The organism is Kosmotoga pacifica (assembly GCF_001027025.1).
Classification (GTDB): Bacteria; Thermotogota; Thermotogae; order Petrotogales; family Kosmotogaceae; genus Kosmotoga_B; species Kosmotoga_B pacifica.
This window is the reverse complement of record NZ_CP011232.1, coordinates 511,611-524,372: the sequence shown is the minus strand read 5'-3', so window position 1 is coordinate 524,372 and position 12,762 is coordinate 511,611. Positions and strand designations below refer to the sequence as shown.

Here is a 12,762-nt window from a genome sequence, read left to right as displayed (position 1 = left end):
AAAGAGAAAATCTATTCTTAACGAATCTTTTTTAACGCTTCCTTAATTAATTCATTTACTTCAATATCAGGAGTAACTTTCAATATATCTGAGAGGACCCTGCTGGATATGCGTCGGTCGAATCCCAGAGAAACGAGTGCGTTGAGTGCGTCATCCACACGTGAATCATTCGACGCAAGGCTCTCACCAATTTTCTCATTCTCAAAAAGATGTCCAATTTCCGCTATCAAGCGCTCTGCTGTTTTTTTCCCGAGGCCAGGTAAGTTGGAAAGCCCTTCAATATTTCTGCTTGCAATCAATGCTTTCAGTTTATCCGGAGTGGTACCGGAAAGAATTTTCAACGCTAGTCTGGGGCCGATCTTGTTAGCCTTGATAAGTGCTGAAAAAACTTCGAGTTCTTCTGTTGATACGAAGCCATATAGCTCTGGAGCTCTGTCCTGATAGAAAGCCAGGTAAGTATTGAAGTTATAATGTTCTCCTACTTTCAGCCTTTCAGTAGTTGAAATCGAGCAGTTCATTCCGAATGTGAAAGGCCCTGATTTGACCAGGATATAGTTCTCTCTTATTTTAACGACTGTACCTTCGAGTCCTTCAAGCATTTTCCTCTCCCCCAAGTATTAACTGTCTGATTTCGCTGACAAGGTAAAGCGAGCCTACACAAAACACAAGGTTTCTGCTCGTTTTTAAGAGTTCTTCAAGGGCCTCTTTAGGTTTATCAATATACTTCACGTTATCCACATACGTTTTCCACACTCTGTAAATATTTTCAGGTGAGGTGCTTCTGTGACTGCTCACCCGTGTTACAATAACTTCGTCGGCTATTGTCGATAGTAGTTGTATGCTTCTTTTGTAATCTTTATCATCCAGGGCACCAAAGAGCAATCTTATTTTCTTTTCCCCGAAATATCTACGGACACTTTCAATGAAAGTGCGTGTACCTTCAGGATTGTGAGCACCATCGAGAATAAGATCTTTGCCCATATAAGTTAGTTTTTCAAACCTTCCTGGCCAGGTTGTATTTGAAAGACCTCTCTTCAAAGTATCTTCCTTGAGTTTTATCCCAAGTTCATCACTTACTACTTCGAGAGCTTTGATCGCTACGCCCGCATTTTGTAGTTGATGAATACCGTTAAGCGACAGTGACAAATTTTCATAACGGCACTTTCCTTCGTAGTGGAATAAATTGTTTCCAGGTTTTAATTCTACAAGATATGTCTGGAAATCCCTCCAGAAAAAGTAAACCCGGGAGTTATTTTTTCTGGCGATATCCTCTATTCTTCTTCTTATAGAAGGTCTGGTAACACCCGAAACTACCGGTCTCCCTGACTTTATTATACCTGCTTTTTCGCTAGATATCTCTTCTTCCGTATTTCCGAGTATTTTGTGATGATCAAGTCCCACGGTTGTGATTATCGACACCAAAGGTTTTTCGATAACATTACTTGCATCATACCTGCCTCCAAGTCCGACTTCAACAACCGCTATGTCTACATTTTTCATCTTGAAATAGAGAAATGCCATTGCAGTAATAACTTCAAAAAAACTTGGAGCAAATTCTTCTCCTTTCGCATCCATTTTTTCCAGATATGGTCTAATTTCCTCAAGTAGAGTTACTACCTCATCCTCAGCGATCAAATTCCTGTTTATCTGGAATCTCTCTTTGAATGAAATTATATGGGGAGAAATATTCAGCCCTACTTTGAAACCCATCTCTATCAAAATAGAGGTAATCATTGCAGCAACGCTTCCTTTTCCATTGGTACCGGTGATATGAATGATGGGGTAGCTATTCTGAGGCTTCCCCAACTTGTCCATCAGTTCTTCCATACGAAAGAGACCGTACTTTATCTTGCCGTACGGTCTCGAATTGTAGAGGTATTCAATAGCCTTTTTGTAATTCATGCTTTAAACCTTCAAATCCTCTATGAGATTTTGGACCCTTTCCAATGCAGCTCTTGTTTCCATGAGTTTGTCTTTTGTTTCTTCGACTACTTCCTCAGGAGCATTTTCTAAGAATTTTCTGTTACTTAGCTTTTTGCTTAGTCTCTGAACTTCGGTTGAGAGATTGGCCATCTTCTTTTCGAGGCGCTTCAACTCAGTATCAAGATCTATCTCACCCAGCTCAACATAAACAGTGAAATCTTCTGAAGTATACGCGGCTACGCTTCCAGTGATTTTCTCATCCTGCTTTATAAGAGGGTTGGAATTTGAGAGTGAAGAAATCATCAGGGCAAACTTTTCATCGATTGAATCTCCCACATAATTTATATTTACTTTCGATGAAGGTGGTATATTCATCTCTGCTTTGATGTTTCGTATTCCCCTGACAATATCCATCAGTCGACGATAAGAGGATTCCGCTGCGTCATCTATCAGTTCTTTTCGGGTTTCTGGCCAGTGGCTAACGATAAGCGCATCACCATCCACAGGCAATTTTTGCCAGAGTTCTTCCGTTATAAATGGCATAAATGGGTGCAAAAGCCTCAGTGAATCATCGAGTACCTTGACAAGAACATTCTGCGCTACTTTCCTGCTATCTTTGGAACCTTTTAGCCGTTCTTTTACGCTCTCTATGTACCAGTCACAGAGCTCATTCCAAAAGAAAGAATATATTTTTTTTGCAGCTACATTGAAATCATAATTTTCTAGAGCTTCTGTGACTTCTTCAATTGTGCGCTGAAGGCGTGAGAGAATCCATCGATCTTCGAGTTCGAGTTTAAGATTATCTATTTTCTCCGCTTCATAACCCTCAAGATTCATAACGACAAACCTCGTGGCATTCCAGATCTTGTTAGCAAACTTTTTATACGAATCAAAGAATCTGGGATCGAGCTTTATATCACGACCCTGTGCTGCAAGCATGGCGAGGGTGAATCTCATAGGATCGGCTCCAAACTCCTGAATAATTTCCAATGGATCGATTCCGTTCCCTAGAGATTTTGACATTTTTTTGCCGTGTTTATCACGAACTAACTGGTGGATATACACATGCGAAAATGGCTTTTCCCCCATGAAATGGTAGCCAGCCATTATCATTCTCGCTACCCAGAAGAAAATGATATCAAAACCTGTTATGAGGACACTGGTGGGATAAAATGCTTCAAGATCCGAAGTGTGTTCAGGCCAGCCCAATGTGGTAAATGGCCAGAGTTGCGAACTGAACCATGTATCGAGCACGTCCTCATCCTGTCTGAGCTTATTTGAACCGCATTTTGGACAGAATTTTGGATCTTCTTCTGAGACAACCGTCTCACCACAATCATCACAATACCAAACAGGTATTCTGTGCCCCCACCAGAGCTGCCTAGAAATACACCAGTCCCTGATCTCACTCATCCAGTGCAAATAAACCTTTTTCCATCTTTCTGGATAAAAAACCACTTCGCCATTCTCAACAGCTTTTTTAGCCCTTTCGGCAAGAGGACCAACCTTGACGTACCACTGATCAGAAAGGGACGGCTCTACTATGGTATGGCACCGGTAACACTTTCCTACCGCGTGGGTGATCGGTTCAATCTTTTCAAGATATCCCTGATTTTCAAGATCCTTAACGATAGCTTTTCTGGCATCGAGCTTGTGCATTCCAGCGTATTTTCCGCCCATTTCATTGATGATATCGTTTTTACCTATAACCTCAATAACCTCCAGTCCATGTCGGAGACCTATTTGGAAATCATTGGGGTCATGGGCGGGGGTAACCTTCAGGCATCCCGTACCGAGGGAGGGATCGACATATCTGTCAGCAATTACGGTGAGTTCTCTCCCCACAAGAGGGAGAATGACTTTTTTGCCAATCAAGTCTTTGTACCTTTCATCGGAAGGATGCACCGCAATAGCCGTATCGGCGAGCATTGTTTCAGGTCTTGTGGTTGCTATAATGACATGTCCATTGCCATCTTTTAAGGGGTATCTGATATGATAAAAGGCTCCTTCTTCGTCTTCGTGTTCGACTTCCTCATCTGAGAGTACCGTCTGACAACGGGGACACCAGTTTACGATGTATTTTCCTTTGTAGATCAATCCCTCATTGTAAAGACTCACGAATGCTTTCCTTACTGCCTTACTCAGGCCATCATCAAGGGTAAACCTCTCTCGTGTCCAGTCAACAGAAGCACCGATGGCTTTTATTTGCTCAACAATCCGTGCTCGGTATCTATTTGCCCAGTCCCATACGATTTCTATGAACTTTTCTCTACCGAGTTCGTCTCTGTGTATTCCTTTTTTTGCAAGGTCTTTTTCAACAGCGTTCTGAGTTGCAATACCAGCATGGTCCTCACCAGGAACCCAAAGGGTTCTAAATCCTCGCATTCTCTTGTATCTTGTGAGGATGTCCTGAAGGGTCAGGTTCAGTGCATGGCCCATATGAATGGAACCGGTGATATTTGGTGGCGGGATTACTATGGTAAAACTTTCATCACTTTCTTTTGGTTTGAAATAACCATTTTCGTTCCAGAAGTCATACCATTTTTTCTCGATCTGTGAGGGATCGTATCTGGTACTTAACTCTCTCATTTTCCCCCTCCTCCGCGGTTTTGCAATGATTATAACACGCTGATGCTATAATTGTCCTGAAGGCCTTTTAAACAAATCCAGAACTGTGAGGGGATTGAATGTATTATAAAGTATCGAGAGACCCAATTTATACAGAAATTTATCTTTATCCGCTGGAAGTACTGATTGTCGATACGAAACCCGTTCAGAGGCTGAGATTCTTATCTCAACTTGCCGGAGCTGAATCGGTTTATCCCGGTGCCACACACACGAGACTATCACATTCAATGGGTACCATGCATATAGCTGGATTGTACGCTTCTCATCTATTTCCCAATGATCTTAAAAGAGAAAGAATTTTGAGATTAGCCGGACTACTACACGATATCGGCCATGGACCATATAGTCATCAGTTCGATGACGTTGTTTATTCCAGAGCAGGATTCGAACAGGGTCACGATACTTACCGAAAGCGCATATTACTCGAATATTATCCGAAAGCATTGGTGGAGAGGTACGAAAATATCAGAGACAATAATTTGAAAAAGGCGATAGATGAAGAATTAAAAGAAATCATCGGGGAAAACGTGGAACTCTTGGAAGCCTTTGATTCTCTTATGAGGGAGATAAACGATGTCTTCGAAGGAGAGAAAAGAGGCAGTCTAGATTTTAATATAATACAGGGTCCGTTGGGTGCTGATAGACTTGATTTTGTTCTCAGGGATTCGTATTTCGCAGGTACCAGACATTTTGGAACAGGTTCGTTAGAAAGGATTATTCGTGGCTCTCTTATTGTTGAAGGGGAAAGACTCGCATATAGTCTGAAAGTAATCGATGATATTTACACAACACTATTTTCGAGGTTTATGATGTATAAAAATGTATATTTTCATAAAACCGCACGAGCGGCGGATCTGATGATACAAGAAATCCTCAAATTTGCCTATGGGCCTTTAGAATTACGCAAGCGACTCGAACAGATAAATGATTTTCTGGAGTTGACAGACAACAGGCTCCTTGATGAAATAGAGATACGTTTCGACCAGATGGTGAAGAAACTTTCAATGAGATTGAAAGAAAATGAAGAGCTGACGAAGGAGAAAGTTCTTGCAGGTGACCTGAATGTGGAACTCAGTTCTGATGAATATGATTTATTGATGGCATACATAAACGTTCAGCGATTCAGGATAAGAGATCTATGGAAGCTAGTTATGGAAATATCTTTTTCAACCACTGGTGTTGACCCATCTGTTGTTAGTGGTTCCGTTGCGATAGACGCATTGACAAAGATGAAGTTAAAACTCGAAGTCGCTCAAGAGCAAGCTGAAGAAGACGATAAAAAACTCCTAATCGAACTCTTAGCGAATTTTGACGAGTTGTTCAGAATAGATACGCCTTATAAACTTTCCCTGGCACATCCTCAGGAATTTCTTTCCAGTAGTGTTTACCTCTTTGACGACAAGCGTGGAGATGTTCTATCTTTTGAAGACTTCGAAAGACGGTATCCGGCGTATCACCTCATCAGTAGCAACCTCATTCAAATTGTGCGGATTTATTGCACCCGTGACGTACGGTGGTTATTAAGAAAATACAAAATAATCCCTGAAGAAAGCAGGATAAACATAACTACCCGGTGGTGATCCTGGTTTTTGTTAATCTCTAAGGGATTCCTTTAATGCAACGAGAGCGACCTCCAGCTCGTCATCCGAAGGTTCTTTGGTGGTAATCTTTTGAAAAAGTAATCCGGGTGAAGCGAGGATTTTCCCGATTTTCGTATTAACGATTTTCGCTGTCAAACGTTGAAATTCATAAGTCAGTGCAGCAATAATTGGTATAAAAACAATTCTCGACATTATCTTCCAGATAAGATCCATATCTTTCCAATAACCCAGAAGGGCGAAAACAATGATTGCAAAAAACAACGTAAGAATCAGAAAGCTCGTGCCACAACGAGGATGCAACGTTGTATATTTTCGTGCATTCTCAATAGTAAGCTCCTCATTATTTTCATAAGTGTACACCGCTTTGTGTTCTGCTCCATGGTATTCGAAGACACGTTGGATGTCTTTAAACAGAGAAATAACCCAGACATATGTTATGAAAAATGCCGCCCTAATGAGTCCCTCTACTAGTGCAAACATGCCCGGGTTGCTTTTCGAGACTAACAGCTGAGCAAGGAATAGAGGTCCAAGGGCGAACATTCCAATGGCGACTGCAAAGGCCACAATAAAGGTAAGGAAGATATCTTTTTTCGTCATTTCACCTTCACCGGTTACTTCAGCAGAAAAACCTAATGCTCTAGTACCAATAACCAACGCTTCATAGAGCGCAAGAAGTCCTCTCAAGAATACAACAGAAAATAGGGCCGGATTCTTCACGGCCCCCTCTATCTCTTTAGTGATTATTTTTCCATCACGACCACGTACAGCCACCACTGTACGCTTACCCTTCATCATCACGCCTTCGATGACTGCTTGTCCACCAACGTTGAGCTTTTTCATTTTACCTCCTGTACTAAGAGATCAATTCAAGCCTCAGTCTCAGTAACTTTCTGAGGTTCGACTTCCTCCCTTTTACTAGCGACGATCTTCAGAGTAATTCCTGTTCTGGTCTCGTTGTTGATTTCGATTTCAACAAAACCGGGGATTACATAGATTTCCACACCTCTCTCCTTGAGGAACCTTGATGCAATGGCACTAGCTTTAACAGCCTGATTGACTGCACCCGCTCCAATGGCCTGGAGCTCGACTTGGTCGTCTTTTGAAAGAACTCCTGCAATAGCACCAGCAACTTTGTTTGGATTTGACTTGGAACTGACTTTCAGTATCTCCATTCAGACTGCCTCCTTTTCGAGCATGTGGTCATAATATTTTACCACAAAATGGAAATAGCATCCAAATCATTAACAAATTTTTTCTCGCACTTTCCGGCTTACTTAAGGTGTTTGTAGCTGTTAAATAATGTCAAAGGTCGAGTACTTCAGATTTCACTTTTGCAATGATATCCAATATTTCTTGGGGGGTAACCAGCTCACCATTCACTTTACTCAATAGTTCGAGTTTTGTTCCACGCCTGTTTAATCTTGATATTTCATAAACGATCTGTCCCAGATTCATTTCAACTACAATTACCGCGCTTACTCTCTTCAGTAGCTGCCTTAATCGGGTAGCGGGAAAGGGCCATATTGATATGGGTTTGAATAGCCCAACATTGATTTTGTCCTCTCTGGCAATTTTTACTGCCCTCAGGGCACTTCTGGCTACAGAACCATATGCGACAATCAATATTTCCGCATCTCCAGTCTCATATTCATCGTAGATCGTGATTTCGTCAGCATGGAGCCTGATCTTGTGATCAAGCCGGCGTAACAATCTATTAGCATCTACTGCAGCCCCCACCGGGAACCCAGATTCATCGTGAACGAGCCCTGAGACGTGAAATCTACTCTTACCCATTTTAATAAGAGGGGCAGCAAGCATTTGATCATCTCCGATGAAGGGTTGAAAGATGTCATCATCTTCCAATACAGATTCGCTAGCCCTTGGCACAGATACCAACTCCGAATCTGGGGGTAGATAAAGACTTTCCCGCATATGACCGAGCACTTCATCCATGAGGAAGATCACCGGAGTTCTGTAGTGCTCCGCGTAGTTAAAAGCGGTTACAATGTAACGGAACACTTCTTCTACGGTTGAAGGATACAACGCAATAATCGGATGATCTCCATGTGTACCCCACCGTGCCTGCATTATGTCGCCCTGAGCAATTTTAGTGGGCATTCCGGTTGAAGGTCCACCACGCTGCACATTCACAAATACCGTGGGTGCTTCCACCATTGAAGCGTATCCGATTACTTCCTGCATTAAACTAAAACCGGGGCCGCTTGTTGCTGTCATAGATTTTTCACCGGCCAAGGATGCACCGACGATGGCAGCTGCGCTGGCTATTTCATCTTCCATTTGTATAAAAGTGCCACCAACTTTTGGGAGTTCTTTGGCCATAGTTTCGGCTATTTCCGTTGCTGGAGTTATAGGATATCCGGCAAAAAATCTGCATCCGGCTTTTATCGCCCCAAGAGCACAGGCTTCATCACCCTGCAAGAGAACGTATTCAGACATTTTCCTTCACCGCCTTGCGTTCACTAACATCTATTGCAAAATCAGGGCAGGCATTTTCACACATCAAACATCCTATGCATTTGTCCTGATCTGGAATTTCCGGTCTTCCAAGTTCACCCTTTACAATCGTTTTTGTGGGACAAATCCAGTAACAGATACCACACTTTTTACAGAAGTTTCTATTGATATTGACATCGTACATTTTTTTCGCCATGCGCAAACCTCCAGATTATGATATTACTGAAAGGAACACACCGGCAACAACAGCAGAACCAATTACTCCGGCAACATTCGGTCCCATGGCGTGCATTAATATGAAGTTAGATGGATCTTCTTCCATCGCAAGCTTATGAGCAACCCTTGCTGAATCAGGTACTGCTGATACTCCCGCAGCACCTATCAATGGGTTGACTTTCTTTTTTGAGAAAAGATTCATAACCTTCGCAAATATGATACCAGATGCTGTTGCCACAATGAAAGCCATAGCTCCAAGCCCTATGATTTCAAGACTCTCTAAGGTGAGAAATACTTTTCCATCTGCACTGGCACCAACGGAAAGACACAAGAAAATAATGGCTGTGTCGGAAACATATTTTGATGCAGCTTCAGCCAGTCTCTGGGTCAATCCATTTTCCCTGAGGATGTTTCCAAGCATCAACATACCTATAAGGGGTAATGCCTTTGGGACTAGAAGAGCAATAATTATTGTTCCCACTATAGGAAAGACTATCTTCTCCAATTTCGATACATACCTCAACTGCATTCCCATTTTTATTTTTCGTTCATCTTTTGTAGTAAGGAGTTTCATAATTGGAGGCTGTAAAATGGGAATTAAAGCTATATAAGAATACGCTGCAATGGCAATAATTGCTAGATAGGGGGAATTGTACTGACTTGCGACGTATATAGAAGTTGGACCGTCGGCACCACCTATGATACCTATTGATGCGGCATCTGGCAGACTGAACCCAAGAAACCTTGCAGTTATAAAGGAGATGAAGATACCTACCTGTGCAGCGGCGCCTAAGAAGAGAGTTTTTGGGTTCGATAGAACAAAGGAAAAATCAGTCATAGCACCTATTCCAAGAAATATAAGAGGAGGATAAATACCGAGATATAGTCCCCTTTGTATAAACCACATGAGTCCCGTCCCTTCTTCAAAAAGCCCGGTAACTTCATGTGGAATGTTTGCCAGGATCATACCGAAGGCAATCGGAATGAGTAACAATGGTTCAGCCTCTTTCACGATCGCCACATAAAAAAGGGCTGCAGCGATAGCAAACATGACCAGATTTTCCCAGCTTAAAGCTGAAAAACCAGTAGTGCCAAGAAAGTCAAAAAGTGTCTCGACCATCGCCAAACCTCCATCAAAGAAAATCGCGACCCCTGAGGGGTCGCAATGCTTTTAATAACACATCATTTGTTCTTTAATGCCGCTTGGGCTGCCGCAAGTCTTGCAACAGGAACTCTGTAAGGAGAACAGCTGACGTAATCAAGTCCAACGATGTGACAGAACTCCACAGAAGATGGCTCGCCACCGTGTTCCCCACAGATACCGACTTTCAGATCAGGCCTTGTGGACCTTCCTTTTTCGGTTCCCATCTTTACGAGCAAGCCAACACCTTCTCTATCGAGTTTCTGGAATGGATCAACTTCGAGTATGCCCTTGGACATGTATTCGCTCACGAACTTACCGTAGTCGTCTCTGCTGAACCCGAAGGTCATCTGAGTGAGGTCGTTGGTTCCGAAACTGAAGAACTCAGCTTCCTTGGCTATTTCATCAGCGGTTAATGCTGCTCTTGGGATTTCAATCATCGTACCGACTTTGTAGGTTAATTCCACACCGGCTTCTTTAATCATTTTATCTGCCGTTTCTACGATGATCTCTTTCAGGTATTTCAGCTCGTTTATATGTCCAACAAGAGGAATCATAATTTCGGGAACAATGGTTTGACCTTCTTCTTTGAAGAGCTCGATTGCTGCACCAATGATCGCTTTGGTTTGCATCACAGCGATTTCAGGGTAAGTAATGGCGAGACGACATCCTCTGTGTCCCATCATAGGATTAAATTCGTGAAGCTCTTCAACGGTTGCCTTCAATTCCTCAAAGGAGAGACCCATTTCTTCAGCCAGAGTCTTTATATCCTCATCTTCTTTTGGCAGGAATTCGTGGAGAGGTGGGTCAAGAAGTCTAATGGTAACAGGGTAACCTTCCATTGCCTTGAACAGTCCTTTGAAGTCTTCTTTCTGCATCGGAAGAAGTTTGTCAAGAGCTGCCTGCCTTTGTTCAACAGTTTTGGCCACAATCATCTGTCTGACAGCGGGTATTCTTTTTTCATCGAAGAACATGTGCTCTGTTCTACACAGACCGATTCCTTGAGCGCCAAACTGTCTCGCAACTGTGGCATCACGAGGAGTATCGGCGTTTGTTCTGACTCCTAGTCTCTTGAATTCGTCGGCCCATTTAAGGAGTTTAGCGAGAGGACCTTCCAGCCCCTGGGGCTTAACTGCATCGAGTTTACCTTCGAAAACTTCTCCGGTCGTACCATCAATACTAATCCAGGAACCTTTTTTGAATTCCTTGCCATTCACCCTGATTACTTCAGCTGTTTCATCTACTTCAACGGCTTCACAGCCAACGATACATGCTTTTCCCATGCCCCTTGCAACAACCGCGGCGTGAGAAGTCTTTCCGCCAGTAGAGGTGAGTATTCCGTTGGCGGCTGCCATTCCAGCGATATCTTCCGGAGAAGTTTCAGGTCTAACGAGTATAACATCTTTGCCGTTTTCCTTTACAAGACGTTCTGCTTCAGAAGGATCAAACACGATCACACCGGAAGCTGCACCCGGAGAAGCCGCGATACCTTTAGCAAGAAGTGTCGCATTTTTCCTTGTTTCCGGAAGGAAGTATGGGTGAAGCAGAGTCTCGATGTGTTCTGGAGATACCCTCATGATTGCCTCTTCTTTAGTAATGAGGCCTTCTTCTGCAAGGTCGACAGCTATTTTAACTGCAGCAAAAGGCGTTCTCTTTCCAGTTCTTGTTTGAAGGAGATAGAGTTTCCCTTTTTCAACAGTAAACTCTATGTCTTGCATATCACGATAATGAGTTTCGAGTTTTACAAAGATATCGAGAAGCTGGTTGTAAACATGAGGCATGATTTCCTGCAACTTTGTGAGAGGATAAGGCGTCCTGATACCAGCAACAACGTCTTCGCCCTGAGCATTGGGCAAGTATTCGCCGTAAAACTGCTTTTCACCGGTATTGGGATCTCTTGTGAAAGCAACCCCTGTTCCGCTATCATCGCCCATGTTGCCAAATACCATGGTAACCACGTTAACAGCGGTACCAAGGAGCTCGCCTTCCTTTATGTTGTTCAGTTCTCTATATTTAATAGCCCTTTCATTCATCCAGCTTCCAAAAACCGCATCAATAGCTTTCCATAGCTGTTCCCATGGATCCTGGGGAAATTCCTGACCGGCCTTCTTGTAAACTTCAAGATATCTTTCAACGACTTCTTTCAGATCCTCAGCGTCAAGTTCAGTGTCAAGCTTTACGCCTTTTTCATTTTTTACAGCATTCAACTGTTCTTCGAAATAGGAATGCTCAATGCCTAGAACAACATCGCCGAACATCTGCATGAATCTTCTGTAAGCGTCATAGCAGAAACGAGGATTGCCTGTCGCTTTAATCATTCCCTCAACTGTTTTGTCGTTAAGGCCGAGATTCAAAATGGTATCCATCATTCCTGGCATAGAAATAGCCGCACCCGAACGCACAGAGACGAGAAGGGGATTTTCAGGGGAACCAAATTCTTTTCCCGTAACATCTTCAAGCTCTTTTACAGCGTTAACTACCTGTTCTTTTAAATTCTCGGGATATGTTCTTCCATGGTCATAATAGTATTTGCAGACTTCTGCTGAAATGGTGAATCCCGGTGGCACTGGAAAGCCGAGCTTGACCATCTCGGCAAGGTTAGCACCCTTTCCACCGAGAAGATGTTTCATGGTAGCGTCACCTTCTGCTTTGCCGCCGCCAAAGAAATACACGTATTTCTTGCTCATTCTAGTACCTCCCTTCATATCGTCATATTCGAATGAGATTATATCACAGTACTAGAAGTGTGAAATTTCACTAATTCATTATTTATGACTA

General features: G+C 42.8%; 10 protein-coding genes. 1 reads left to right on the top strand and 9 read right to left on the bottom strand.

The window, feature by feature from the left end; genetic code table 11:
* Positions 1-17: 17 nt before the first annotated feature.
* From ruvA to IX53_RS02530, 3 genes are read right to left on the bottom strand one after another with little or no spacing between them, the layout of a single operon-like run.
* Positions 18-599 (bottom strand): Holliday junction branch migration protein RuvA, encoded by a 582-nt coding sequence (gene ruvA, locus IX53_RS02540; RefSeq protein WP_047754019.1) that lies wholly within the window; start codon positions 597-599, stop codon positions 18-20.
* Positions 592-1,902 (bottom strand): bifunctional folylpolyglutamate synthase/dihydrofolate synthase, encoded by a 1,311-nt coding sequence (locus tag IX53_RS02535; protein ID WP_047754018.1) that lies wholly within the window; start codon positions 1,900-1,902, stop codon positions 592-594. Before IX53_RS02535 ends, ruvA begins: the two co-directional genes overlap by 8 nt.
* 3 nt (positions 1,903-1,905) lie before the next feature.
* Entirely contained in the window at positions 1,906-4,512 is a 2,607-nt protein-coding gene (locus IX53_RS02530) for a valine--tRNA ligase (protein WP_047754017.1), read from the bottom strand.
* Positions 4,513-4,610: 98 nt separating this feature from the next.
* On the opposite strand from IX53_RS02530, the gene IX53_RS02525 reads away from it, so the two are divergent.
* On the top strand, positions 4,611-6,131 hold the full coding sequence (locus IX53_RS02525; protein WP_047754016.1) for an HD domain-containing protein: 1,521 nt from the start codon (positions 4,611-4,613) through the stop codon (positions 6,129-6,131).
* Between the two features lie 12 nt (positions 6,132-6,143).
* Here IX53_RS02525 and IX53_RS02520 read toward each other — a convergent pair whose 3' ends face one another.
* The 6 genes from IX53_RS02520 to ppdK form a co-directional block, all read right to left on the bottom strand.
* Complete coding sequence (locus IX53_RS02520; protein ID WP_047754015.1) at positions 6,144-6,992, bottom strand: DUF1385 domain-containing protein; 849 nt, start codon at positions 6,990-6,992, stop codon at positions 6,144-6,146.
* A gap of 26 nt (positions 6,993-7,018) precedes the next feature.
* Complete coding sequence (locus IX53_RS02515) at positions 7,019-7,324, bottom strand: stage V sporulation protein S (RefSeq protein WP_047754014.1); 306 nt, start codon at positions 7,322-7,324, stop codon at positions 7,019-7,021.
* 130 nt (positions 7,325-7,454) lie between these two features.
* A complete protein-coding gene (locus tag IX53_RS02510; RefSeq protein WP_047754013.1) occupies positions 7,455-8,609 on the bottom strand; it encodes a 2-oxoacid:acceptor oxidoreductase subunit alpha in 1,155 nt (384 codons plus the stop codon).
* Positions 8,602-8,823, bottom strand: coding sequence for a 4Fe-4S dicluster domain-containing protein (locus tag IX53_RS02505; RefSeq protein ID WP_047754012.1), 222 nt, complete (start codon positions 8,821-8,823; stop codon positions 8,602-8,604). The genes IX53_RS02510 and IX53_RS02505 overlap by 8 nt, the downstream gene beginning before the upstream one ends.
* Before the next feature lie 15 nt (positions 8,824-8,838).
* Complete coding sequence (locus IX53_RS02500) at positions 8,839-9,963, bottom strand: sodium ion-translocating decarboxylase subunit beta (RefSeq protein WP_047754011.1); 1,125 nt, start codon at positions 9,961-9,963, stop codon at positions 8,839-8,841.
* A gap of 62 nt (positions 9,964-10,025) precedes the next feature.
* Positions 10,026-12,671, bottom strand: a complete 2,646-nt coding sequence (gene ppdK, locus IX53_RS02495) for a pyruvate, phosphate dikinase (protein ID WP_047754010.1) — start codon at positions 12,669-12,671, stop codon at positions 10,026-10,028.
* Between the last annotated feature and the right edge of the window lie 91 nt (positions 12,672-12,762).